General features: G+C 71.8%; 20 protein-coding genes. 3 read left to right on the top strand and 17 right to left on the bottom strand.

Features of this window, described 5'->3' with window-relative positions; genetic code table 11:
* Positions 1–2 precede the first annotated feature (2 nt).
* The 12 genes from FCN18_RS35165 to FCN18_RS35220 are packed head-to-tail and all read right to left on the bottom strand — an operon-like array spanning position 3 to position 14,569.
* Positions 3–743, bottom strand: coding sequence for a thioesterase II family protein (locus FCN18_RS35165; protein ID WP_137097236.1), 741 nt, complete (start codon positions 741–743; stop codon positions 3–5).
* On the bottom strand, positions 740–1,801 hold the full coding sequence (locus FCN18_RS35170; RefSeq protein WP_137097237.1) for an alpha/beta fold hydrolase: 1,062 nt from the start codon (positions 1,799–1,801) through the stop codon (positions 740–742). The genes FCN18_RS35165 and FCN18_RS35170 overlap by 4 nt, the downstream gene beginning before the upstream one ends.
* The gene (locus FCN18_RS35175) at positions 1,798–2,469 is read right to left on the bottom strand and encodes a 4'-phosphopantetheinyl transferase family protein (RefSeq protein WP_137097238.1); all 672 of its coding nucleotides are present in this window, start codon (positions 2,467–2,469) and stop codon (positions 1,798–1,800) included. Before FCN18_RS35175 ends, FCN18_RS35170 begins: the two co-directional genes overlap by 4 nt.
* Positions 2,456–3,223 carry a 2-oxo acid dehydrogenase subunit E2 gene (locus tag FCN18_RS35180; protein WP_137097239.1) on the bottom strand — a complete coding sequence of 256 codons (768 nt, stop codon included), beginning with the start codon at positions 3,221–3,223 and terminating at the stop codon, positions 2,456–2,458. The genes FCN18_RS35175 and FCN18_RS35180 overlap by 14 nt, the downstream gene beginning before the upstream one ends.
* Positions 3,220–3,441, bottom strand: a complete 222-nt coding sequence (locus tag FCN18_RS35185; protein WP_112274693.1) for an acyl carrier protein — start codon at positions 3,439–3,441, stop codon at positions 3,220–3,222. Before FCN18_RS35185 ends, FCN18_RS35180 begins: the two co-directional genes overlap by 4 nt.
* Complete coding sequence (locus FCN18_RS35190) at positions 3,438–5,315, bottom strand: HAD-IIIC family phosphatase (RefSeq protein ID WP_158303250.1); 1,878 nt, start codon at positions 5,313–5,315, stop codon at positions 3,438–3,440. The genes FCN18_RS35185 and FCN18_RS35190 overlap by 4 nt, the downstream gene beginning before the upstream one ends.
* Positions 5,312–6,328 (bottom strand): 3-oxoacyl-ACP synthase III family protein, encoded by a 1,017-nt coding sequence (locus tag FCN18_RS35195; protein WP_137097241.1) that lies wholly within the window; start codon positions 6,326–6,328, stop codon positions 5,312–5,314. The genes FCN18_RS35190 and FCN18_RS35195 overlap by 4 nt, the downstream gene beginning before the upstream one ends.
* Positions 6,325–9,231 carry a type I polyketide synthase gene (locus tag FCN18_RS35200; protein WP_206078059.1) on the bottom strand — a complete coding sequence of 969 codons (2,907 nt, stop codon included), beginning with the start codon at positions 9,229–9,231 and terminating at the stop codon, positions 6,325–6,327. The genes FCN18_RS35195 and FCN18_RS35200 overlap by 4 nt, the downstream gene beginning before the upstream one ends.
* Entirely contained in the window at positions 9,228–9,500 is a 273-nt protein-coding gene (locus FCN18_RS35205; RefSeq protein ID WP_112274699.1) for an acyl carrier protein, read from the bottom strand. The genes FCN18_RS35200 and FCN18_RS35205 overlap by 4 nt, the downstream gene beginning before the upstream one ends.
* 28 nt (positions 9,501–9,528) lie before the next feature.
* Positions 9,529–11,142: an acyl-CoA dehydrogenase gene (locus FCN18_RS35210; RefSeq protein WP_137097242.1), complete on the bottom strand. Its 1,614-nt coding sequence runs from the start codon at positions 11,140–11,142 to the stop codon at positions 9,529–9,531.
* Positions 11,139–12,893, bottom strand: a complete 1,755-nt coding sequence (locus FCN18_RS35215) for an acyl-CoA dehydrogenase family protein (RefSeq protein WP_206078060.1) — start codon at positions 12,891–12,893, stop codon at positions 11,139–11,141. The genes FCN18_RS35210 and FCN18_RS35215 overlap by 4 nt, the downstream gene beginning before the upstream one ends.
* A complete protein-coding gene (locus FCN18_RS35220) occupies positions 12,890–14,569 on the bottom strand; it encodes a fatty acyl-AMP ligase (RefSeq protein WP_158303251.1) in 1,680 nt (559 codons plus the stop codon). The genes FCN18_RS35215 and FCN18_RS35220 overlap by 4 nt, the downstream gene beginning before the upstream one ends.
* A gap of 322 nt (positions 14,570–14,891) precedes the next feature.
* Here FCN18_RS35220 and FCN18_RS35225 point away from each other — a divergent pair, with 322 nt between their 5' ends.
* Positions 14,892–15,767, top strand: coding sequence for an AfsR/SARP family transcriptional regulator (locus FCN18_RS35225; RefSeq protein ID WP_228714282.1), 876 nt, complete (start codon positions 14,892–14,894; stop codon positions 15,765–15,767).
* Between the two features lie 70 nt (positions 15,768–15,837).
* Here the strand turns inward: FCN18_RS35225 and FCN18_RS35230 are convergent, their stop codons facing one another.
* The 5 genes from FCN18_RS35230 to FCN18_RS35250 all read right to left on the bottom strand — a co-directional run bounded on the left by FCN18_RS35230 (position 15,838) and on the right by FCN18_RS35250 (position 22,130).
* Positions 15,838–17,370 (bottom strand): phosphopantetheine-binding protein, encoded by a 1,533-nt coding sequence (locus tag FCN18_RS35230; protein WP_206078061.1) that lies wholly within the window; start codon positions 17,368–17,370, stop codon positions 15,838–15,840.
* Positions 17,367–18,854 (bottom strand): class I adenylate-forming enzyme family protein, encoded by a 1,488-nt coding sequence (locus tag FCN18_RS35235; protein WP_206078062.1) that lies wholly within the window; start codon positions 18,852–18,854, stop codon positions 17,367–17,369. Before FCN18_RS35235 ends, FCN18_RS35230 begins: the two co-directional genes overlap by 4 nt.
* Positions 18,851–19,906, bottom strand: coding sequence for a ketoacyl-ACP synthase III family protein (locus FCN18_RS35240; protein ID WP_158303253.1), 1,056 nt, complete (start codon positions 19,904–19,906; stop codon positions 18,851–18,853). Before FCN18_RS35240 ends, FCN18_RS35235 begins: the two co-directional genes overlap by 4 nt.
* Before the next feature lie 76 nt (positions 19,907–19,982).
* A complete protein-coding gene (locus tag FCN18_RS35245; protein ID WP_137097246.1) occupies positions 19,983–21,467 on the bottom strand; it encodes an MFS transporter in 1,485 nt (494 codons plus the stop codon).
* Between the two features lie 138 nt (positions 21,468–21,605).
* On the bottom strand, positions 21,606–22,130 hold the full coding sequence (locus FCN18_RS35250; protein WP_206078063.1) for a DinB family protein: 525 nt from the start codon (positions 22,128–22,130) through the stop codon (positions 21,606–21,608).
* Between the two features lie 450 nt (positions 22,131–22,580).
* Between FCN18_RS35250 and FCN18_RS35255 the strand changes: the two genes are divergently transcribed.
* Together FCN18_RS35255 and FCN18_RS35260 are read left to right on the top strand one after the other, a co-directional pair.
* The gene (locus FCN18_RS35255; RefSeq protein ID WP_137097254.1) at positions 22,581–24,644 is read left to right on the top strand and encodes a hypothetical protein; all 2,064 of its coding nucleotides are present in this window, start codon (positions 22,581–22,583) and stop codon (positions 24,642–24,644) included.
* A 316-nt stretch (positions 24,645–24,960) separates the two neighbouring features.
* Positions 24,961–25,377 carry a helix-turn-helix domain-containing protein gene (locus FCN18_RS35260; protein ID WP_206078064.1) on the top strand — a complete coding sequence of 139 codons (417 nt, stop codon included), beginning with the start codon at positions 24,961–24,963 and terminating at the stop codon, positions 25,375–25,377.
* Positions 25,378–25,477: the final 100 nt, after the last annotated feature.

Consider the following 25,477-nt stretch of genomic DNA (forward strand, 5'->3'; position numbering starts at 1 on the left):
TCCTACTGCGACAGCGGATGGGAACGGACGGTGGGCACGGCCTCGACCAGGCGCGCGCGGACGGCGGGCAACAGCCCGCTGTTGCGGTCCTGTACCAGGAAGTGGCCGCCGTCGAGCAGGTCGATGCCGAAGACGTCCGCGGCGTGATCGCGCCAGCCGCCCAGCTGACCGATGTCGACGAGCGGATCTCGCCTGCCTCCGAACACGTATACGGGCATCGGCAGCTTGGGGGCGGCGATGTAGCGGTGGCTGGCGCACAGGATGAGGTCGTCGCGCACGGTGCCGAGCAACAGCCTGAGCCATTCCGGCCGGCTCAGCAGCTCCTCCGGCATCCCGCCGACGGCGCGCAGCCGGTGGGCGAGCGTGACGTCGTCCAGGTCCTGAACGTTCTCGCCGACCAGCCGAGGTCTGGTCAGATGCGGTGCGGCGTACGCGGCGACGAGGTAGGCCAGCGGCAGGGTCGCGCCCCTGGCCATGCGGCGCTGCACCAGCCAGTACGCGATCAGCGCGCCCATGCTGTGGCCGAAGGTCGCGTACGGCTCCGCCAGGTCGGCGTCGAGCAGCTCGTCGAGATCCTCGACCAACGGGCGCAGGTCGTGGTACCGGACGGCGGTCGCCGGGTTGTCCCTGCCGGGTAGCTGAACGGGACGCAGGGTGAAGCCGTCGGGCAGGCCGTGCTCCCAGGCGCGAAACACCGACGCTGTGCCACCGGCGTGGTGGAAGCAGAACAGGTTGACGGTCATGGCGCCACCCGGGTCAGACCGCCGCGGCCGGTGCGTCCGCGCAGCGCCAGCAACAGCCCGAGCACCGTGGCCCTGCGGTCACCGAGCCGGGCCAGCACGTTGCGCAGCAACCACAGGCGGGTGTCGGCGAGGTGGCCGGGTGAGCCGTGGACGTCATCGAACTCGACCCACTCGAAGTCGGCGACGTGCTCGGCGAGCAGCTCCCACTCGCGACGCGGGATGATCTCGTCGCGTCTGCTCGCCACGTATCGCACGGGCACACGCACCCTGGCCAGGTCGTCGCGAGTGAGCGCCATTCCGGACAGGTCCGCCCCGCCGCTCAGGTGTGCCAGCGTCGACGTGGTGGTGGCCGGCAGGGCCGCCGGGTCACCGAACACGCCGGACACGGGCGCGCCCACGGTGTGAATGCTGGAGATGCGAGGGTCGTGGCGGGCCGACGACAGCGCCAGGTGCCCTGCGAAGCTCAGGCCCACGACGTGCACGCCCGCGGCACAGACGCGTGCGCCGAGCGCGTCGAGGATCTCCGGGATCAACTCGTCACTGCCTTTGCCGTAGGGGGCGGTGTTCTCCCCCACCGACGGCATCTCGGTGACGAGCACGCCGGCACGGAGCCGGCGGGCGGAGGTGAGGAACGGCGCCCACTGCTCCTTGACGCTGATGATGCCGCCCATGACCAGCAGGACCGGGTTGCCCTCGTGCAGGTTGGCCGTCCACGCCGCCACGTCACCGCTGGGCAGGGCGAACTCGCGGCGCTCGATCCCGCCCTGCCGGCGCCGCCACGTGTCGAACGCCGCCACCGCGGACCTGCCCGCCGCGGCGCGCACATCGTCGGCCGGGTACGGGAAACGGGCCAGGACGAAGTATCGGCACGCCTGCAGCGGCCTTCCCTCTGCGAGCTGTCTCTCGCCCAGCTCCGACCAGGTTCTCGGCCACGCCGTGGGATCGCCGCCGGCCTTGATCCTGGCGAGCGCCGAGGCGACGGACCCCGGGTCGAGCCCCTGGGCGCGCGCGTGCAGTCCCGCGAAGTCGGCGAGCTCCGCGAGCGTCGGCTCGGTCACCGATTCACCCCCTCTAACAACCTTCTCGGCGGTTGGGTCGTCGGCGCGCCCTCGTGCAGGGCGACCCCGAGCCAGTAGCCCTCGGACAGCCGGGTGGCCGCGAGGCGGTAGCCGGGTGGCGGCACGTCCGCACGCAGCTTGGCCAGGTCGATGGCCAGCCCTCGCCCGTCGGCTTTCGCCACGGCCTCCTTACGGACCCACATCCGTGCGATGGCCTCGGTGCGGACACGCCGCGGCAGGCCGGCGAGCACGGCGTGCTCGTCGGGATGGCAGACCCGGGCCAGCATCGACGGCTCGGCCGCGATCTCGCGGTCGGTCCGCTCGACGTCGACGCCGATGCGGCCCACCCGGCTGACGCCGAGCACGAGCAGGTCCTCGGTGTGGCTGAGGTTGATGTCGACCGGAATCCGCTCCCCGGTACGGATGTCCACCGGGTAGGGACGCCGCCGGGCATCGCGGTCGATCCTCACGTGGTCGGGATCGGTCTCCAGCAGCCGCGACAGCGTGGTGGTGATCATCGATCGCGAGCCCTCACGGCCAGCGCCCCACTCGTGCGACGTGCCGTGGCCGACGAGGACGCCGCGTCTCGACCAATGCGCCCGCACCCGCGCCCACCGCTGTGCGCCGAGACCGGGTCGCAGGGCGACCGGCGGGTCAACGAGCGGCATCGCTGGGCTCCGGGGTGTTCCGCAGGGTCTCGACGAGGTCGTCGAGTACGTCGGCCGCGAGCGCGCCGTCGAGCACGCGGTGGTCGAACGTCAGGCTCAGCGGCAGGACCGGGCGCGCGACGATCCCGCCGTCCCGCACCACGGCCCGCTGCTCGACCCGGCCGACGCCGATGGTGATCGCGGTGCCGCCGCTGGAGAAGAACCGGCCGACGCGACGGTGCCCCAGCGAGGTGACCGCGACGGTGCCCAGGTGCCGGTGTCGGCCGGACAGGCGGCCCGCGGCGAGGAACACCAGTCGCCCCAGCGGAAACGGCACACGCTGCAGCGCGCGGGCACCCGCGAAGTCGGGCAGCCTGGCCGGGTTCGCACCGGCCAGCCGGGTGATGCGGTGCTGCAGGAACGACCGCGACGCCCGGTCGGCGTCCTGCAGCACCGCCGAGAGCACCACCCGCGTGCCCCCGAGCTCGCGGTCGAGGGTGAGCTTCACGTCGACGAACGGGTAACGCGCGACCCTGTGCCGGATCAGCCCGCCGATGCCGGAGTTCGCGTCCGGGTGCCGGGCCATGACCCGGCCTGCCGCGTGGACGACGTACGTCAGCACCGACGCCGGGCGCTCGGCGGACGCCCGGTGCGCCATCAGCTCGGTGACGTCGACCTCGGCGTCGAGGTGCACCGGGCTGGCGGCGCGGACGGAGGCCAGGAAGTGCAGGGTGTGCCTGCGCTGCCGGGGCAGCGCGGTGATGGCCGGGCTCACGGCCCGATCACCGCGTGGACGCCCCGCAGGCTGGTGGCCTCCAGGAAGGCCATCATCGGCGCCGGCCGCCCGGTCGCCTGCTCGACCGCGCCGAGCAGCTTGAGCATCATCACCGAGTCCCAGCCCTCCAGGTCGTCGAACGCGGTGTCCAGATCGGGCTCGGCGAGTTCGAGGCCGACCTCGTCGCGGACGAGCTCGAGGAAGGCGTCGGGGCTCATCGGGTTCCTCCGGTCGGCGCGGGAAGTGCGGATTCGACGGTCAGGTTGGCAACAGGGCCGGGCAGCTCGGCGAGGTCGTGGCGGAACCAGCGGGCGGCCGGGTCGAAGCCAGCCGGGGTGTCGATCGGGGCGAAACCGTGCTCCGGCAGCAGGTTCTCCACCCGGCCGTTGCGCGGGGTCGGCTTGTAGCCGCCGATCACGGCGGAGGCGCCCTGCGCGGCAGCCCAGCGCAGCAGCTCGCCGATCCAGGCCGACTCGATGCCGCGGCCGAGCACCCGGCACGACATGACCAGGTTGTCGATCAGCACCGTGCCACCGTCGCGCCGGGCGAACACCACCCCGACGACGCCGTGGTCGCCGAAACGGTCGCGGACCCGGATCGGTGCGACCACACTGTCCGCATCGGACAGAGCCGCGCGCACCGCGGACTCGTCGAGCCGCAGCGTCATCAGGTTGAACTGGTTGGTGCGCTGGGTGAGCTGGGCGAGCCGGGCCACGTCGGCGGGGCCGGGGGCGAAGATGTCCAGCCGGGTGTCCAGTTCGGCGAGGTAGTCGGTGAGCGAGGAGAACCCGGTGCGGAAGTCCGCGCGGCGGGCCTCCGTGCGGTACGCCTCGGCGCGTTCGCGGTCCTCGGCGGTGATCGTGGTGGCGTCGAACCAGCCTTCGGCGAGCAGCCGGTCGACGTGCGTGGCGGGCTCGTCCGCGTCGACGTCGACGACGGCGATCTCCGGCCGGTTGGCCCGGATCAGGCCCGTCTCGGTGGTCGAGTCGTCCACGAAGACCAGGCTGTCGACGCCGATGCCGATGCGCTCGGCCACCCGCGGCACGGTGGCGACCTTGGGCTCCCAGCCGGCGAGCACGGTGACGAAGTCGTCGCGACGGACCAGCAGGTCGGGGTGGGTACGCAACACCTGGTCCACCTCGGCGGCGTCGTTCTTGCTGCACACGGCCAGCAGCACGCCCTGGCTGCCGAGTTGTGCGACGGCCCGCTGGAACCGGCGGTGGGCCTCGCCGCGGAAGCCCTCCGCCATGTCCAGGCCGTCACCGCCGGACTCGGCCAGCGTGCCGCCCCACAGCGTGCCGTCGAGGTCGAGCACAAGGCACTTGCGAGGCCGGCCGCACAGCCCGCGGGCGAGGTGGCCGACCTGGCGCGCCAGCGCGCCGAGCAACGCGTCGGTGTAGGCGACGTGCGCGTAGCCCTCCAGCCGCGCGTCGCGGGCCGGGCCGAGGTCGCCGAGCAGCGGGTCGAGGTCGATGACGTAGACCGTGTCCGCAGACGTGCCCAGCTCCAGCAGGTCGGCGGTGAACCGGCGCCACACCGCGCCGAGCCTGGCACGTTCGCGAAGGTCGAGCACCTGGTTCGTCCACGACGACCACAGCGGTGCGGTGGTGAGGACCAGCGCGCCCCGGCCCCGCTCGGTGTGCGACGCCGCGAACCCGCGCAGCAGCCCGAGCAGCTCGGCGGCGGCGGTGCCGACGTCGTCGACCGTCCACACGGGAGAAACGATCCGGTCGAACACGGCCGACGCGTCGAGCAGGCACAGCGTCAGGTCGGCCGCTGCGGGCCGGGCGAGGTGCAACGCGTACGCGCCGGGGTCGCCCGCCGACACCTGCCCGGCGAGACCGTGCCGGGCCAGCTCGCCGGTCAGCGCGGGCAGCAGCGGCGCGATCGTGCCGCTGCCGGTGACGGAGATGGCGATGGTGGGGATGCCGGGGTTGGCCGCCACGACGTCCTGACAGGACAGTCCGCCGAGCAACGCGCCCGCGCGTCGCACCGTGGCGGTGTCCGCGGCGGCCAGCAGCGGCCCGAGTTCCAGATAGCGCTCGGCGAGCGCCCCCTCGTCGCGCAGCGCGCGAATCCGGTCTGTGTTCACAGTCCCTCCAGCGCGAACCCGGTGCGGATCCACTTGCTCGACTCGATCGCCACGGCCAGCGCCCGGTCGCCGGGAGCCAGCGGCAGCGTGTGGTGCAGTTGCAGAAACGGCAGCGCGTTGCCGTTGTTGCCGGTGTCGGCGACGCAGCTGATCTCCCGCGCGGTCAGGCCGAACCGGTCGAGCAGGCCCGCGGTGATGTGCTCGGTCATCCGGCCGCCGAGCTGCGGCGGCATCAGGTGCGTGATCGACTCGGCCGGCCACCCCGTGCGGTCCAGCAGTTCGGTCAGCATCTCGCCGGCCAGCGTCGGCACGTCCGCCTCGATCGCCTTGTAGTTCTCGTCCACCGGCTGCTCGCCGCTGTCCCTGTCGGCCGCGCCGAACCAGCGGATGACCTGGCCGGGGTCGCGGCCGAGGCCGACGAACGTGTTGCACACCGGGCCGAGCCGGGTGCCGGACTCCTCCTCGGAGCGGGCCAGCACGACCGCGCCCGCACCGTCGCCGAAGATCACGTAGTTGACCAGCTCGCTCGGCGGCAGTGCCGGGAAGTCGTGGTCGAGGACCAGGTGCTTGGCGCAGCTGTCCCCGCCGATGACCAGGGCCGTCGCGTGCTCGTCGTCGAGCATCCGGCGCGCCAGTGCGAGCGCCTGCACCGCGCCCGCGCAGCCCGACTGGAGTTGGTAGGTCGGCACGGACTGCATCACGAGCCGGTCGGCGACGAGGTTGACCGACGCCGGCATCAGGTGGTCGGGCGACGCGGTGGCCAGCACCACGAGGTCGATGTCGGCGGGCTCGAGCCCGGCGTCGGCTATCGCCGCCGCGCCCGCCTCCGCGGCCAGGTCGACCAGCGTGTGGGTCGGCTTGCCGGTGTCGAGGTCGACGCCGAGGTGACGGGTTCTGGTGCCGATGAACCGCTCCACCCAGCGCGGGTCGGTGCCGAACTTCTCTCCGAGCCGCACGTTGTCGATCGGCTCCCCTGGCAGGGCGATGCCGCTGCCCAGCAGCAGGTGGTTCACACCGACGCTCCTTCCGCGATCTGGTGTGTGCGCTCGAAGTGGTCGATGAGCGTGCCGACGGTGGTGAGGTTGGGCAGCAGGGCTTCCAGGTCTAGCGGGCCGATGGCCGGTTCGAGTTCGTCCACGAACCGCATCGCCATGATCGAGTCGAAGCCCAGCTCATCGAGCTGTGCGTGCGGGTGCAATGCGGCCTCCGCGTGCCCGGTGACCGCGGCGATCGCCGCCAGGACCAGCGTGGTGATGCCCGCCGCCGGTGTGCCCGTGCCGGCGCCCGGTGCGGCCTGCTCCGCGGGCTCGCTCCGCTGCGGCGCCGCGACGGAACGGCCGTCGTCGGCGCTGAACCAGAACCGGGTGTCACGGTCGAAGACGTAGCCCGGCAGGGTGCGGCGGACCCTGGCCGATGGCGGGAACCAGTGGTCGAAGTCGAGGTCGACGCCGTCGCGGTAGAGCGCGGCAACCACCGACGCCAACTCGCCTCCGGTGGCCGTGGGGCCGGGTGAGCAGGCCAGAGACGTGTGCGCGGGGAGGACGTCGCGCAGCAAGCCGAGCAGGACGGGCCGGGGGCCGACCTCGACCACGTGGGTGGGCTCGGCCTCGGCGAGCAGGCCGGCCGCCTCCGCGAAGCGAACCGGACCGCACACCTGCTCGGCCCAGTACGCCCCGTCCACGCTGCCGGCAACGCCCGGCCGCACGGTGGAGTACAACGGATACCGCGGCGATCCCGGCCCGACCCGCTCGGCCAGCTCCGTGAACTCGGCCAGCATCGGCCGCATCAGTGCCGAGTGGAACGCGTGGGACACGCGCAGCCGGGTGGCGGTGCGGCCCGCCGCGCGAATCGCGTCGGCCGCCCGCTCGACGGCGGCCTCGGTGCCGCTGAGCGTGACCGCGCGCGGCCCGTTGACCGCGGCGACGTCGAGCACCTCTCCCGGTTCAACGGTGACGAGTTCGGCCAGTTCGGCGCTCGAAACCGCGGCGGCCAGCATCGCACCGCCCCCGGGCAGGGCCTGCATGAGCGTGCCGCGCGCGACGACCAGCCTCGCGGCGTCGGCCAGCGTGATCCCGTCCGCCACACACACGGCGGCGAACTCGCCGACGCTGTGCCCGAGCAGTGCGACCGGGCGGACGCCCAGCTCCACCAGGGTCCGGCCCATCGCGTACTCGACGCCGAAGAGCGCGGGCTGGGCCAGCCCGGTCGGTTCCAGGTCGGCACCGGCCAGCAGCAACTCGACCAGGGTGCCGCCGGGCAGCTCGCCCAGCGCCGCGGAAGCCTCGTCGAGATGATGGCGGAACGCCGCGCAGTGCCGGTAGAGCGGTGCGGCCATCCCCGCGTACTGACTGCCCTGCCCGGTGAACGCCAGCGCCACGCGCGGCGCGGCCGGCCTGCCGTCGCCCGGCAGCGTGCGGGTCAGCGTGTCGCACGCGGCGACCAGGGCGTCGCGGCCGATACCGCCGACCGCGGCCCGGTGCCGGAGGCCGGTCTTGACCCGGGTGGACGTCCACGCGAACTGCGCGACCCGGCCGCGTACCTCGGCGGCCAGCGCGTCCCGCAGCGCGGCCACGTTGGCGGCCAGCGCCTCCCGCGTCGCGGCGGTGACGGTCAGGACGGCCGCCTGCTCGTCCCTCATCGCCGGCGTGGGTGTGCGCGGCGGCGACGAGAGGACCAGGTGCGCGTTGGTGCCGCCGAGGCCGAAACTGCTCACCCCCGCGTGCACGGTCCCGGAGGGCAGCCGGGTGGTGCCTGCGGCCAGCCGGAAGCCGTTGTCCGCCAGCTTCAGGTCGGGGTTCTCCGCGCCCGCGGGTGTGCCGGGCAGGGTGCGCCGCTCCAGCGACAGACACGCCTTGATCAGGCCGGCGATGCCCGCCGCGCCTTCCAGGTGTCCCAGGTTCGCTTTGACCGAGCCGAGCAGCACTGGCCTGGTTCGTCCCTTGTGGACGTCGCCGAGTGCGCGGACCTCGATCATGTCGCCGAGCCGCGTGCCCGTGCCGTGCCCCTCGACGAACGTCACGTCGTGCGGGTCGACCCCGGCCCGCTCGTGCGCGTTCCGGATCACGTCGGCCTGGGCGAACCGGTTCGGCGCGGTCAGGCCGTTGCTGCGCCCGTCCGAGCCGACCGCGCCGCCCTCGATCACCGCGTAGATCCGCTGTCCGTCGGCGACCGCGTCGGCCAGCCTGCGCAGGATCACCACGCCGACGCCCTCGCCCCGGCCGATCCCGTCGGCGTCCGCCGCGAACGGCTTGCAGCGGCCGTCCGGCGCGGCAAGTCCGGCCTGGTCGTAGAAGATCGACAGTGCCGGCGTCAGGATCAGGTTGACTCCGGCCACGATGGCCATGTTCGCTTCGCCCGCCCGCAGCGTCGTCGCCGCGAGCGCAGCGGCGACGAGCGAGGACGAGCACGCGGTGTCCACGGCCATGCTCGGACCCTTGAGGTCGAGATGGTAGGAGATGCGGTTGGCCGCCATGCAGTAGCCGTTGCCCGATCCGCGCTGCGGGGTCATGCCGCGGTAGTCGGTGAGGTGGATGTTGCCCCACTCGCTGGACATGATGCCCACGTGCACGCTGGTCGCGGTGCCGGCCAGCGACCTCGGCGCGTAACCCGCGTCCTCGCACGCCCGCCAGGCCGCCTGCAACAGGAGCCGCTGCTGCGGGTCCATGGCGGCGGCCTCGATGGGCGAGATGCCGAAGAAGCGGTGGTCGAACGCCGCCGCGTCGTCGATGAACGCCGCGGGAGTGTCCACACCGGACTTGACATCGGTCAGCGTCGCCGGGTCCCAGCGGTCGCCGGGAACGGGGCCCGCTGCCACGCGGCCGTCCAGGAGCAGCCGCCAGAAGTCCTCGACCGTGGGGGAACCGGGGAACCGGCAGTCGATGCCCACCACGGCGATGGCGCCGCGTGGGGCGGTCACGACGCGATTTCCCCGTGCAGGTGGACGGCGAGGGCGTCGATGGTGGGGTGGTCCCAGGCGACGGTGGGCTCCACCACCAGACCCCACTTGTCCTCGACGTCGCCGCACAGGCTGAGCACGTAGACCGAGTCAAGGCCCAGTTCGGCGAGCGGCACGGTGGTGTCGATCTCGGCTGCCGGCGCCTCACGGTACTCGGCGATCCGTTCGACGAGCCACGCCGCCACGTCGGCCGGCGTCACGTCGACGGTGGTGCTGTCCGGACTGTTCATGGTCTCCTCTTTCGGGACTGCTGTCTGGTCAGGCGAGGGCGCGAAGCACCGGCTCGGGGTCGAGGTCGAAGCTGCGGCCGGTCGCGGCGCGGTCGGCCATGTCCTGGTAGGCGGCGTCCAGAGCGGCTGTGGAGGTCCGCTCGGTGGTGCGGCCGGAACGCAGGCCGATCCGCTCCAGCACCGCATCCGTCCACTGTGGATCCGCAGCGCGCGGCGAGTTGAGGCAGGCGGACGCGGCCAGCAACCACGCGTACCGCTCGGTCAGCGCCAGCGACCGGTGTGACGCGGTGACTCCGCGCTCGGTCACCGGCAGCGCGGCGGCGTCGGCGCGCACGCTAGCGAGTTCGGCCCGCAGTTCGTCATCGGCGACGCCCTCCAGCGCGCCGAGCAGCGGATCGGCCCGGCCGGCCCGCACCCGCAACTCGCCGAGATCCAGCTCCGGCAGCGGCGAGTCGTCGAAGAGCGCGCCCTCGGCCCCGGTGGGCCGCACGCCCGGCAGGTCCGGCAGCACGGTCAGCTGGCAGCTCACGCCGCCCGCATGGCCGATGCTCAGGCCCGCGATGTCGCGCAGGTGCTTGCCGACGAACGCGTACTCGCCCTCGCGCAGGTAGCCGCGCGCGCCGAGGACGACCGCGAGGTCGGCAAGCGCGTTCTCGGTGATCTTCGGCGCGAGGTACTTCGCCGCCGCCGCGTACCGGCCCGCGACCGAGGGGTACAGGTGCAGCGCGCGGGCGGCGACCCGGGCCAGCGCCTGGGCGACCTGCAGGTCGATGAACGCCCCCGCCAGGACCGACCGCGCATGCGGGATCGCCGTGACCGGACGGCCGTACAGCACCCGCTCGGTGGCGAACCGGTACACGCCGAACAGCGCGCCCTCCAGCAGCGACGTGCCCACGCCCGCCGTGACGCACCGGCTGACCTGGAACGACCGCAGCGCGGTCTCCGCGCCGGTGCCGACCGCACCGACCAGCGCGTCCTCCCCCACGACGGCCCCATCGAAGCCGAACCCGGCCAGAAGGCAACCGGCCAGTCCGGAGGTGCGCAGCCGGGGCAGCCTGGTCAGGCCGGGAACGCGGTCGAGGTCGTCGACGAAAAGCAGTGAGTGGTCCCGCCCACCGGGCGCCGCGGCCGGGTCGGCGGTGCGGGCGAACACCACGGCGGCGCGGGCGCGGCCCGCGTTGTTGATGACCCGCTTGGTGCCATCGAGCACGAAGCCGTTCCCACGCCGCTCGGCGCGCAGCGCGTTGCGGGTGAGGTCGTTGCCGTGCTCCAGTTCGTGATAGGCCACCGACACCCGCTCGCCGGCCAGCAACCTCCCGGCGAGGTGCTTTCGCTGCTCAGCGGTGCCTGCCGCCCACACGTTGAGCGAGGCCATCAGCGTGGTCAGCCCGTGGCCGAGGCCGAGGCCCGCGTCGCGGCGGAACACCGGGCGCAGCCTGCGCACCAGTTCGTCCACCGCGGTCAGCCTCCCTCCCAGCTCGGCGGGGACGTACTCGGCGTTGGCCTGCCACGCGTCGAGCACGGCCTCGCCCGCGGCGCACGGCTCGCCGGCGTCGTCGGCGGCGACGATCGCGGCGTGCCCGGTCGGGTTGCTCCCGTCGTACGGGTCGCCGAGCAGCTCCTCCAAGGCGTCCCCGTTCATGCCGTTCGCTCCCGGACGAGGCGCGCGTGCAGCAACGAGGTCAGCCGGGACCCGAAGACCTGGTCGCGCAGCACCGTGCCGAGGACGGCGTGGCTGGCGTCCAGCGCGGTGTCGTCGGCCGGGACGCCGAGGCGGGCCAGCGCCGCAAGCAGCCAGTGTCCCTTGCGCCACAACGGATCGGCCGACATGGCCTGCTGGTTGCCCAGCCACAGCGCGACCGCCGACGCGCCCGCGATCATCGTGGCCAGCCGCCGCGCCAGCGCGAACGCGTAGGGCGGCACGTCCGGTGGCACGATGGGCTGCACGGCGATCTCCCCCAGCAGCTCGCGGGTCCCGGCCAGCAGCGCGTCGACGACCCCGGCGACCGGAGTCAGGTCCGGGTCGCGCGCCGCGAGCCGCGCCAGCTCCGCGGCGGCGGGCGCGAGGTTGTGCAGCACGCTCACGCCCTTCATCGGCACCAGCCGCAGCGCGGCGAAGTCGGCTGGGGGCAGCTCGGCGGTCAGGTCGGCGGCGACGGCAAGGCCCGGCTCCGGCTCGCGGCCGGCGCGGTGCCCCCTCGCCACCATCGGGAACTGGCTGACCAGGGAACTCAGGTTGACGACCGTGTTGCCGTCGAACAACGACACGATCCGGTGGTCGCGCTCGACCTTCTGGAACTCGCCGACGCCCTGCGCCACCTCGTCACCGCGCACGTCGAGCAACCACGCCCTCGCCCCCAGCAGCCCACGCAGCCGGGCCAGCAGACCCTCGGTGCGTACCGGAACCAGGTACTTCACCGCCGCCGACACCGTCGCCAGCTCGCCGGGCACGGTGTGGATCAAGCGCGTCGCGACGGTGGCGAACGCCTCGTTGAGCAGGTGGTCGGCGTAGCACTCGGTCAACGTCCGGGCCGCCGCGGGCAGGTCTGCGAGAACCTTGCCGTACAGCTCGCGCCCACTGGCGAAACGCACCGCTTCGACCAGCCCGTGATCGGCGGCGCCCAGCGAGAGCGACGAGCACAACGTGCGGGTGAGCTGGAGCGACCGCACCACCGTTTCCAGGCCGGTGCCCGGCTCGCCGACCCGGTCGTCCACGGCGTGGACTTCGGCTTCCCGCAAGGCGAATCCGCTGATGTCCGCACCGCGGATGCCGACCGTCGGCACCTTCGGCAGTGGCTCGTACGCCCCGCCGGGCAGCCGGTCGCGCTGCACCAGGTACACGTCGAACCCGCGTGGCCCGCCCTCAGGCGTCACCCGTGCCAGCACGGTGACCAGCCCACCGCGCGTTGCGTTGTTGATCAGATACTTCTCGCCGGTCAGGCGGACCACATCACCGTCGACCACGGCGGTCAGCTCACCGTTGACCAGGTCGCTGCCGTGCTCGCGCTCGGTGAGACCCCACGACACCGGTACCTTGGCCGCCACCAGCGCGGCGACCCGGCGGGCCTGCTCGGCCGAGCCGGCCACCCAGACGCACACGCACCCGAGGAAGGTCTTGCCGTGGGCGATCGCGACGGTCAGGTCGCGCCCGGCCACCGCACGGATCAGCGCGGCGGAGCGTTCGAAGTCGCGCAACCGTCCGCCGTACTCCTCGGGAACGTAGTGCAGCGCCAGGTCGCAGGCGTCCAGTGCGGCGACGTCGGCGACCGGGAACTCCTCGGCCAGGTCGTCGGCGGAGCGCTCCGCGGCCGGGCCTGCCGGGCCGAGGTGGTGCTCCAGCTGCTCCAGCGCGACCATCGGGGCGTGCCGGAACGTGGTGTCCGTCGCGGTCATCGCCCGGCCACCGTGGTGTGCAGTGTGCGCAGTCCGTCGACGAGGAACGCGTCCCTCGTCGCGCCACGCCGGACCTTGCCGCTGGTGGTCTTCTCGATAGCGCCCGTCGGCACGAACACGACATCGGCCAGATGGAGCTCGAACTCGGCGCGAACGGCCCGGCGCAGAACGGCGACCAGCTCGTCCACGTCGACGGTCCTCAGGTCCGCCGGGCGGACCTCCTGCACCGCGACGGCGGCGGGCGCCTGGGCCTCGACCGTGAACACGGCGGTCGCCCCCGCGCCGGTCACGGGGTGCGCCTCGCGGATCGTGCGCTCGATGTCCTGCGGGTACAGGTTCCGGCCGTTGACGATGAGGACCTCCTTGCGCCTGCCGGTGACGAAGAGCTCACCGTCGAAGAGGCCACCGAGATCACCGGTACGCAGGTAGTCCGCATCGGACCCGGACAACCGCGCCCGGAAGGTGTCCTGGCTGACGTCCGGCCGCGCCCAGTATCCGGCCGCCACGGACGGTCCGGCGAGCCAGATCTCACCGACCGAACCCGGCGGCAGTTCCGCACGGGTCTCGGGGTCGACGATACGAATGTCGAAGTCGACCGGCCTGCCGCTGCTCACCAGCCGCCGCGACGGCCGTCCGTCCTCGGCGACGGCGATCCGGTTGCTCGCCAGCGCGGCGGCGTCGACGTCGCGGGCCACGTAGCCGGTGCCTCGCGGGGCCGCGGTGACGAACAGCGTCGTCTCGGCCATGCCGTAGCAGGGCATGATCGAGGCTGCGCGCAGCCCTGCGGGGGCGAACCTGGCGGCGAACTTGTCCAATGTGGCCGCGTGAATCGGCTCCGACCCGTTCATCACGACGTCGAGGCTGCTCAGGTCGAGCTCAGCCAGCTGCTCGTCGGTGGTGCGGCGGGTGACCAGCGCGTAGCCGAAGTCGGGCGCCACGGTGACGTGCGCCTTGACCGCGGTGATCAACCGCATCCAGCGGTGCGGCCGCTTGAGGAAGCTCATCGGGGCCATCAGGTACGCGGTGCCGCCACAGTACATCGGCCCGAGCAGCTGACCGACCAGCCCCATGTCGTGGTAGTGCGGCAACCAGCTCACGCTCCGGACCCCCCAGCCGACCCCGAGTGCGCGCCGGCTCTCCGAGGCGTTGCTGGCCAATGCCCGGTGTGTCACCAGGACGCCCTTGGGCTCGCTGGTGGAACCGGAGGTGTACTGCAAGAAGGCGATGGCCTCGGGATCGAGTTCGGGCAGTGGCTCGTGCCGGCCTTCGCGCAGGTCCGCCTCGACCAGCACCTCGACCCGCTCAGCCAGGCCCGCGCGGCCCAGCCAGCCGCGCACGGTGCCCGCGGTCGCCGGAGTGGTCAGCACGACGCCGACTTCGGCGTCGGTGACGATGCCGGTCAGTCGCGTGTCGCCGCGTCCACCGGACTCCGGCACGGGTGCGGGAACGGCGATCACACCGGCGTGGAAACAGCCGAGTAGCGCGACGGTGAATTCGAGGCCAGGAGGATGCGACAACAGGACACGAGCGCCGCGCAGACCCCGGCCTACGAGCCCGGCGGCGAGCGACCGAGCCCGCTCGTCCAGTTCCCGATAGGTCAGCCCGTCGCCCCGAATATCCTTCGTGTTAACTTCGCCGAATTCGTCGACAAAAACGATCGCAGGTTCATCGGGCACAAAGTCGACCCAACTCCGGAAACGACTCATGAAATGGTCGCTCTCTTCGATCATCTCACGCTCACCTGTCACGGCCCCGCCTCCAACATCCACGTCAGACCTTAGGAGCGGCACCCGACGCGTGCCCTGGACGGAGACTGATGTCCGCCTTAACCACCGCTGAAGTGCACGAAGGAAGACGCTCAGAGCATTGACAGAGCAGGAAGGTGAATTCCCACCCCACAAGATCGACATTCACGTGAGAATGTCACGTGATCGGCCATTCAGAGCAACGTTCACGAACCCTGATGGAAAGCACTGTGACAACAATCGAAACTTTCCAATGTTCATTCATCGGGCCACGAACGCGTGTAAGGATCAATTGCCAACACCAAGTGAAGAGCCTAGGGGGTTCCGCGTGCGCTTCGAGGTCCTTGGTCCGCTGTCCGTGCTGGACTGTGCCAACGGAGCTGGACGTTCACTGTTACCGAGCGCGAGTAAGAAAAGGATCCTGCTCGCCTCGTTGCTGTCCAGGGTCAACGAGGTCGTGTCCACCGAGAGCCTGATCGCCGAGATCTGGGGCGACCAGCCGCCCGCGAAGGCGCGGGGAGCGTTGCATGTCTACATGGCCCAGTTGCGCAACGGGCTCTTCGAGAACGTCGGGGGTGATCGCCAGGCGACGATCATCACCGACGGGCCCGGCTATCTCCTGCGTCTCGAAGGCGCTGGCTTCGACCAGCACGAGTTCGAGTCGTTGATGGGCCGGGCCAGATCGTTGCAGGACAGGGGACAGCTCGCCGACGCGGCCGACACGGTCCGCCGCGCCCTCGACCTGTGGCGGGGGCCCGCGCTCGCGGGCCTGACCGACGGCACGATGCTCGGCGTGTTCGCCACCTGCCTGGACGAGGAGTACGTCGCGGCACTGGAGCTGCGGCTGGAGATCGACCTGCTGCTGGGCAGGCATCGGTCGGTGATCGCCGAGCTGATCCGGCTGGTGCACGACTACCCGCTGCGGGAGACGTTCTACCGGCAGCTCATGCTGGCGTTCTACCGCTCGGAACGCCAGGCGGACGCGCTGAACTGCTTCGTGCAGTTGCGCACGCGCCTGCGCGAGGAACTGGGTGTCGAGCCGTGCCGGCCGATCCAGCAGTTGCACCAGGCCGTCCTCAGCGCCGATCCGGCCCTCGACCGCCACATGGCCGACGTCGCCGCCTCCTGAGCCAGGCGCCACGCACAACGGTGTGCGGGCGCCCACCCGTCCTCGCCGAGCGCGGCTCGCGCTCCCGGCCCTACCGCGTGCGCGCGAGGGCGGCCTCCACCACCTGCCACAGGCTCGCGGGCGTCGCGAAGGCCTCCGGGTCCAGGTCGTCGTCGGGGATGGTGACGTCGTACGCCTCCTCCAGGCGCACCAGCAGGTCCACCAGCGCCAGCGAGTCCAGACCCGCCGCGCGGAGGTTGTCGTCGGGGCCGACCGACGAGCCGAGACGGGGAAGCACCTCGGCCAGCACCTTCGGGTAACGGGCATCCCACGGGGTGGTTTCCATCGTGTTCTCCTGACGGGAGGTGGTGTGTGGCGCGACCGGCTCGCGCACGAGGACGAGCCTGCTGGCGGTGACGACGTCGCCGTCGCTGACCACGATCTCCGCCGCGGCCGGCCGGCCAAGGAAGCCGATCAGGCTGGCGGTCGGGCCGTAGGCGCCGACGTTCGGAATGGCGAGGATCTGCCCGACCCGCACGTGCGCCGACACGTCGGCCGCGCCGCGGCCCAGGGTGTCGGCGGGTGTGCACAGCGGCCCGACCAACCGGATCTTCCCCGGCGCGGTCTCCTCCGCGTCGCCGGAGCCGACAGGCAGCACGGCAGCGGCCAGGGGCAGCAGCCGGCCGATGCCCGACAACCCGCCCAGGTGGTTGATCCCGGTGTCGAGCACCGCGAACCGGGTCCCGCGGCTGTCCTTGACGTCGGACACCGTGCACAACAGCACGCCGCTGTCGCCGACCAGGTGCCGTCCGCTCTCGAAGAGCACCCTGGTCGTGGCGCGCCAGCGAGGAAAGTGCTCGTCGAGGGCCGCGGTCAACGGCGCGCGCAGCCCTGGGTACCGAGGGCGCTCGCCCTCCTTGGCGAACGGACACGCGAATCCGCCGCCGAGATCGAGCACCCGGACCTCGATGCCGAGCTCGCCGGCCAGCGCGGCGGCGGTGCGGACGCTGCCGGTCATCTCGTCGAGCAAGCTCTGTTCGTCGTAGACGTTGGTCAGCGGGAAGAAGTGGAAGCCGGCGAGCCGCACGCCCCTCACACCGGCCAGCTCGGCACGCCGGCCCATCAGGATCTCGACGTCGGTACCGAACTGCGACGCCTCGCCGGTCATCCGCATGCCCGCGCCGCCGGGCGCCTCAGCGCCGTTGACCCGCAGCACGACGTCGACCTCACGGTCGCACTCGCGGGCCGCCGCCGCCACCCGCTGCAGGTCCACAAGGGACTCGCAGCTGAACGTCCCGACCCCGGCGCGAACCGCGATCTCCAGTTCCTCGGCGGTCTTGCCCGGGCCGGTGTAGAACACCTCGGCCGGCACGGCGCCTGCGGCCAGAGCGGTGCTCAGCTCGCCGGTCGAGGAGACCTCGGCGTGGCAGCCCCCGGCGAGCAGTTCGCCGACCAGGTCCGGGTGCGGGTTGGCCTTGAGCGAATACAGCAACTGCGCGCCCTCGGGCACGGCGGCGACGAGGTCGGCCCTCGCCTCCCGTACCCGATCGAGGTCGTAGACGTACATGGGACTGCCGTACGCGGCGATCAACTCGGCCGCGCGGCCTGCGTCGAACACGGTCACTGGACACTCCCGCTGCCGGGCCGCACCAGCTCGCGCAGCCGCTTCTTGTCGGTCTTTCCGTTGGCGGTCAAGGGAAGGACGCCGACGACGTGGCAGAAGGCCGGAACCTTCGCGGGCTCCAGCAGGCCGGCGAGGTCGGCGAGCACGGCGTCGCCGTCGCGCTCGGAGACGACGACGATCTCGAGGTCGTGGTCGTCCTCCGGGGGCAACGCGGCACTCGCGGTGACCCCGTCGACCCGCGCGGCGGCCGACTCGATCTCGATCAGGCTGGCCCGTACGCCCCTGCGTTTGAACTGGTCGTCGCGGCGGCCGTGGAAATACAGGTGGCCGTCGTCGTCGAGGTGGCCGTAGTCACCGGTGCGCAGCCTGCGCGAGCCGGTCGCCGGGTCGATGTCGTAACGCTGCGCGGTCAGTTCCGGATCGCCCCGGTAGCCGGCCATCACGTGGGGCCCCAGCACCACGATCTCTCCGACCGTGCCGACCGGGACCGGCTCGCCGTCCTCGCCGAGGATGCGGACCTCGGTGCCGGGCAGCGCGGTGCCGACCGAGCCGGGCTTGCGCCGGTCGACATCGGGCGCGGCGATGGTGACCCGCTTGCACTCGGTGATGCCGTACATCGAGACGATGGCCGCGCGGGGGAACACCGCGCGGAGCTCGTCGATGTCGGCCGTGGTCAGCGCCGCCCCGGTGTTCGTGAACATCCGCACGTGATCGGGGGCATCACCGCGCCGGGCCAGCCTGGCCAGCATCCGAGCGGTCGACGGCACGGTCGGCAGCACGGTCGCGCGCACGGCGCGCATGAGTTTGAGCATGCCGATCGGGTCGTCGGCGTCGGCGAGGACCAGCTCGGCGCCGGCCAGCGCCGACAGCAGCACCTGATAGAGGCCGTAGTCGAACGACATGGGCGATCCGACCAGCACCACGTCGGTGTCCCGATAGGACAATCGGGCATGGATCGCACGTGCGGCGAACTCGACCGCGGAGTGCGGGCAGACGACCCCCTTGGGCGCCGAGGTGCTGCCAGACGTGTAGATCAGCATCGCGGTGTCGTCCGGTTCGACGGCGACCGGGTCGTCCTCGCCCTCCCCGGTCACTATGTCCTCTATGGACAGGACCTGGCACGGCACCTCGGGCCTTCCGTCGGCGGGGGCGACCAGCGCGGCGGGCTCGGCGTCGGCCACGACGGCGCACAGCGCGGCGGGCGGCAGGTGCGGGCTCAGCGGCACCAGCACCGCGCCCGCACGCAGCACGCCGAACACCACCGCGGACAGCTCGCGGCGGTTGCGCGAGCACAGCGCGACCCGGTCGCCCTTGCGCACGCCCGCTTCGATCAGCGACCTCGCGACCGCACGCGCGGCGGCGCGCAGTTCGGCATAGGTCCACGCCCCCACCGCGTCGCGGACGGCGGGGGCCTGCGGAGCGCGGCCCGCGGCGTCGTCGAGGATCGCGGCCCCGCCGGTCCGGGACGGGACGTACAGCGTCACCGAGGCCACGTCCGCTCGGTCGCCGCGGGCATGCCGCCGAGAATCTCGAACACGGCGCTGGTCGCTGTCAGGCCCGCGCCGCCGCCGACCATCAGCACCCGGTCACCCGGCTTGACCACACCCTCCAGCAGCAGGTGGCGCAGGCCGGCGAACTGGTCGCCGGCACCGAGATGTCCGTGTGTGCGAGCGAAGGTCCACGAGGTCTGCTCCTCGTGGATACCGACGAGCTGGCTGAGCTGCCAGTCCAGCTTCGCCCGGCCCGCGGCGGGGATGACGACGCCGCCCAGATCGCCGAACTCGGTCTTGGCCTCGGCCAGCGCGCCCGCGACGGACGCCTTGACCGCCTCGGCCAGCCGCACGGTCGAGGCGCGCATGCCGCCGTTGTTGGCGAAGTGGTAGGCGATCCGGCTGGTGATGTCCAGCGGACCCGGCTGATAGGTGTCGTGGAACTTCTCGCCGCGCAGCACCTGCTCCAGGCCGTTGTCCGACACGGTGTAGGTGGACAGCAGCCGGGCGAAGCCGCTCTCGGTGGACAGCAGCATCGCGGTGCCGCCGTCGCCGTAGGGCAGGCCGCGCTCGGTACGCCAGCGGTCGACACCGGGCATGGCGAAGCGGTCGCCGGTGGTCAGCAACGCCGCGCCGCCCGCCATTCCCCGGCCGCGCTCGAACAGCAGCCGCGACGCGGCCAGGTCCATCGCGCCGACCGCGGCGTTGCACTGCTGCTGCACGTCGAAGGCGACCACCGAGTCACCCACGGCGAAGCGCGCCACGTACGAAGCGGCGGGCCACATGTCGACACCCTGGTACCAAAGACTGGAGTGGAAGACCAGGCGGATGTCGCCGACGTCGACAGCCGAATGCGTGATCGCGTCCCGCGCGGCCAGCACCGCCATCTCCGGCGCGGCCAGCTTGGGCTCGACCAGCACGGACGTGATGCCGTTGGCCTCGAGTTCCTCGGCGTCGTACTCCCCGGCGGCGATGGCGTCCTCCGCCGACGCCGCCGGCGGAAGGTACGCACCCAGTCCCGCCACGTAGATGTCGTCCCACTGCATGTGCTGCTCCTCTGCTCGTTCCCTGCCATGCGGCGGCATGCGTTGCCCAGCGTGCCCGGGGAGTCTGATGCGGCTCTTAGGGCGCGCCTTGGAGACGGGCGGGCAGCAGCCGGGCGGCAAGCACGGCCCCCGCGGCACTGACGCCGCCGGCGACAGCGAGGGAGACGACCGCCGCGTGATCGAATGCGGCGTTCGCCTGGGCGACCATCGCTGCCCCGTCCGGAGCGGCGACGGCGAGGTCGACGGCCTGCTGCAAGGTCTCCGCTCCGCCGCCGGCCTGGAACACCCGGTTGAGCAGCGCCCCCACCACCGCGACGCCGAGCGCCCAGCCGAGTTCCTGCATGGTGTCGTTGACCGCGGAGCCGGAGCTGGCCCGGTCATCGGACAGGCTCGACACCAGGACACTGGTGGCCACCGGGGTGGCGATACCGAAGCCGAAACCGGCGGCGACCAGCGCGACCACGATGACGGGATAGCTGTGGGCAAGGCCGAGCCCGCCGATGCCGAGCGCGGACAGCATCATGCCCGCCCCGACCGTCGCGCGGACGCCGACCAGCCTGCCAAGACTCGGGGATAACGCCGTGCCGACGAGCACGCTCACCGCGACCGGCCCCACGGCCAGACCTGCCGAGAACGGACTCATCTCGAGCTGCACCTGAAGTCGTTGGGTCAGCACGAACAGCGCGCCAGCGAGACCGAAGAACAACAACATGTTCCCGATCGCCGCCCCGCCGAATCGCCTGTCGGCCAACAGGGACAGCTCCATGAGCGGGTACTTCGCCGTGCGCAGCCTGCGCACGAACGCCACCCCGGCCAGAACCGTGGCGACCGCGCCCGTGATCACCAGCGCGTCGAGCCGCCCGGACGCGCCGAACTCGATCACCGTGAAGACCAGGCCACCGACTGCCAGCACCGACAGCACGGCCCCGACCGCGTCGGTCGGCCGCGAGGCCGGGTCGGCCGACTCACGCACGAAGAACACGCCCGTCAACACGATCACCGCGACCATCGGCACGTTGAGCAGGAACACCGCGGCCCAGCCGAACTCGTCGACCACCAGGCCGCCCAGGATCGGCCCGAGCGCGACGCCGAGCGCCGCGATGCCGCTCCACACGGCGATCGCCATGGCCCGCTCCTTGCGGTCGAAGACATGCAGCAGGATCGACAGCGTCCCCGGCATGACGAAAGCGGCGGCGGCACCCAGCAGTCCCCGCAGGACGATGAGCTGCCAGGGCTCCCGCGCGAGTGCGGCGAGCATCGACGCGCCCGCGAACACGACGAGCCCGCCGAGTGTCAACCGCTTGCGACCCCATCGGTCCGACCACACACCGGCCGCCATGAGCAGTCCTGCGAACACGATCGAGTAGCCGTCCACGATCCACTGCACGGCGGGCAGGTCCGCGCGGAGGTCGCGCATCAACGCCGGAATCGCCACGTTGAGCGCGGAGTTGTTCAACACCACCACACACAACGCGAGCCCCATCAACACCAGCACCACCCAGCGCCGGCTGTCCGGCTCGGCGGGCGACTCGGCCTCGGTGTCACCGGGTGTGGCGGTCACTGCGGGCTCCTCGTCAACAGGCGAACTCAGCCCTCCGATCCACCCACAACCGGCTTAAGCCCGCCTTACTCCCTGCTACCCGGAGGTCGCGCGGGTATCCGCACCGCCCGCTTTCCCGGGTCAGACCCCCAACGGTGGTCATCGCCGGTGGGGCTTCGTCGTTGCGGCAGCTACTGACGGCTCTGGCCGTCCGGTTACGGGCTGATCGATCTGTTCGCGCAGGATGTCACCGTGGCCCGCGTGCCGGGCGAACTCTTCGCTCATGGCGAGGAGAGTCCATCGCATGCTGACGGTTCCCTCGCGGGGGTTCTCCTTGGTGTCGTCGAGGTCGAAGCGGGCGGCGATCGCCCGTGATCGCTCGCTTGCCCGCTCGAACTCCGCGATGACGTCGGCCAAGAGCTCGTCGTCTGCGACGGCGAAGGTGCCCTCGTCTCGGTTCGAGTATCCGTCGCATTCGGATTCGGCGAGGCCCGCCCAGAATCGTTGAAACCAGATCCGTTCGGCGGCCGCGGCATGTTTGATCAAGGAGATCGGTGTCGTCAGCGACGCGACGAGTCGGCGGCGGGCGTCGGCTTCCGAGAGGCCGCGTGCGGTCTCGATCAGGGCTTCGCGGTTGCGATCGAGCATGTTCTCGATGATCGCGCGCTCGGCGCCGTTGGTCATTCGGTTGGTACTCAAGGGTTTCACTCCATTCTCTTGCGCGGCGGCGGAATCCGTCCGGTCCCGCCTCGGTCGGCGTGGCTGGTCGTGAGGCTGCGTTCGGCGAGGGCAGGAGAAGCCGGGACGTCACATCCGGAGCTGCGGAATGAGCCGGAGCGGTCTCGGGGCGCTCATCGGCGTGACGCGCAGGGCGCGGGTCGATGCGGGCGGAGTCGAACACCAGAGCCGAGGCCGGTTCAGGTCGGGAGCCGAACCGATCGCTGACGCGTATGCCCGTCTGTCGCCGATCATCCCATGACTTCGGCGGCGAGCCCATGCATTCGAAGCGAGTGCCGGAGACGACCTTGTCCGGCCGCCCGCGCGGTGGACAGGTGACAAGGCCGCGTTTCAGCAGTCCTCACGTCTGCACTACCCTGGGCAACTCCTCGAACAGCAAGGACCGTGAGGGTGGCAATGCGCACCTACTTCGAGCCCGAGGACACCGACGCGTTCGAGTCGGCCAAAGCCCTCTTGATCCGGCGCTGCATGGTCTGGGCGAAGCGACAGGGCCGGGAACTCGATCCGATGGCGCTGGACACGATGCTGAACTTCCGGCACAACAGCATCGACGGGCGGTTGGGGTACTGGACCACCGGCTTGGTCGAGGAGTTCCTGCTGTCGCACACGCCGCGCACCCTGTCGGCCAACGCGCGGGACGTGGCCCACATACCCGAGGACTTGCGCCTGCTCGTTCGTTACCTGCACGCGACCGGGCTGGCCGATCCCACCGGTGATCCGCAGGACCATCTCGACGCGGCCATCACGAAGGCCGGCAACGAGTTCCCCGCCGCCATGGCCGACGAACGCAACTTCGGCGTGGCCAAGTTCTGGGCGATGAACGCCCTCCGACGGGGGGCGGATCTCGCCGACGGTGCCGCCATGGCCGGGTTCCTCGACGACGCCCGCATGGGCCGGGTCGACTACGACGACGGCGTTCTCGCTGAGATCGCCGCGCGACATGTCCTCGATGGCGGTGGCCGGCCCGAACGCGCGGTGGTCCAGCTGCCGGTGTCCCTTCCGCCGGACGCGGAGCTCGCGGCAGCCGCCGAGCGGACCCCGGTCGTCGCCCGGTTGCGGGGGCTGGTCGAATGGGTCGGCGAGGGTCGAGCGCTGACCCCGAGCGGCAACCTGAAGCTCGCCGATGCCCGCGAGCTGGTGACGCTGCTGGACACCGGCGACCGGTTCGATCCGCGGATCGGGGACCGGGTCTATCGAACCCAGAGCAGCGCCGACCTGCCCGTCCTGTCCTCTCTGGTCGGGCTGGCCAAGAGGATCCGCGTCGTCCGGGTGGTGAGAGGCAAGCTGGTGAGGGTGGCCAAGAACGCTCGGCTGCTTGGCGACAGCCTTGCGTTGTGGACGGCCGCGTTCGGCGAACTGCCCTCACCCGAGCTCGTCACGCAAGGAGGTCATTGGCCGCCCGAGCACACCACTCTGCTCAGCGTCCTCATCGACGAGGTGCTGGCCGACCTGCTCAACACCCTCTACGGGCTACCCGAACCGATGCCGGTCGTCCGGCTCGAGGCAGGTGTCTGGCTGTCCTTGAACGAAGCCTTCGACCCGGATGACCTCGATGCGGCGTCCGAGACGGTGTGGCGAAAGGGGGTCGGGACCGACCTGCGCCGGCTGTTGGCCACGCTTGCCGACTTCGGCGCGGTGGAGCTGACCACCGCGGAGCCGGATCCGGTTTTCCGCGCCGATCTGGGCTTCGACCAGGGCGTGGCACCCGACCAGGTCGCGCCGTTCCCGCCGGACATGCTCGATCGGCTGCGGGCCGCACTGCGGCCGGGCGCCGGCCCGATGGAACTGGTGTCGCTCACGCCACTCGCCACCCGGGCGGTGCGCGCCCGGCTGGTCGAAGAGGGCCGGCACGCGCCGCTGGTCGGTGAGCTGGCCGGCGCCGAACCCGGGCCCATGCTGGGCATGCTCTCCGAGCACTACAGCCCGGAGACGGCAGCGGACGAGGTCGCCGGATGGCTGGCCGCCCACGGTGGCCGGGACCGCGGACTGCCGCAACTGCTCGACGCGATCCGCGGCTGTCCGTTCCGCACGCGCGCAACCGCGATGCTCGACATGCTGTCCCACACCGTCCCCGACCGATGCGCGCTCCTGCGGAACCTGCGCTCAGACCGGCATCTGGGCCCGATCGCGACGCACCTGCTGGTCGAGGACGGCGAACTAGCGATGGAAGAGCTCGGCGAGGAGGAAGGCCTGCGCGGCATGGCCGAGCAGCTCATCCACCTGCTGGAGGCCGGCGGGCCCGACGCCGTTGCCGACGCGCTGGCCGAGAGCCCGCCGGACGAGGCGCGCGGCTTGATGGCGGCCCTTTCGGCGTCCGGTCATCCGGACGAGACCGGGCTGGAGGAGCTACGCGAGCTGTTCGCCGCGCGGCGGCCTGGGCTCGCGACCGTCCATCCACTTGCCGGGACATCTCGGGCATCTCGGAATGCGCGGGGGAAGGGGCGGAAGCGGCGGCGTTGAGCCCAGCTTCACTCGTCGGCCGCCGCGAACCGCTACAGCGGCTCATCCAGCCCGGCGTGTTCCAACATCTGCGTCCGCGGCAGGAACTCCCACGGCATCCCCGTGCACAGCACGGGGATGCCGCACAGCGCATGGCGATCGTCCAACCGCTTGCATCGAATCACAGACCGAGATCATTCTGTTCACGACCTCCTAGTGCCCTAACGCCAACCACCTGCTGCTGGTCGCCGTCCGGGCGCTGGTCGACGGGGTCACCACCGCCCTGCACGAGGCCGCGACCGCTCGTCAGCGGCGGATGCTCGACGCGCACCTGTCAATGCGGTCGGCATCGGCCGGTCCGGTCGTCACGCTCGACCGCCAGACGATGATCGTCGAGGACGACGCCGCCGAACTGGGGCTTGACCGGCCGACGTTGTGGGCGGCGGTGCTGGAAGCGGGTCCGTCCGCGAGCGAACTCGCACTGGCCGACGGCCTGCGCGCACGCCTGTACCCGGTCACTCCCGGCCGGCTCGAAGACGGTGTGGTGCTCGTGCTCACGCGCGGGTCCGTCCAGAGCGGTGGCCAGTTCGATCCCGGCGGCACGGGCAACCTCGGCCCGCTGGAGCAGGCCGAGGTTCGGGTCATCACCGACACACTCGCCGAGTGCGGGGGCAACAAGTCCGAGGCGGCGGCCCGCCTCGGCATCTCCCGGGGCACGCTCTACCAGCGGCTCCGCCGCTACCACCTGGAATAGGCCCCCGAGCTGCAGTGAAGGCCACCATGCCTGCGTTGAACCTGGATCCGCTGAAGGTGGGGTGGTTGTTGGCCGTGTTGTAGGCGGGCAGATGCCCTCT

The sequence above is a fragment of the Prauserella endophytica genome (assembly GCF_005146945.1).
Classification (GTDB): domain Bacteria; phylum Actinomycetota; class Actinomycetes; order Mycobacteriales; family Pseudonocardiaceae; genus Prauserella_A; species Prauserella_A endophytica.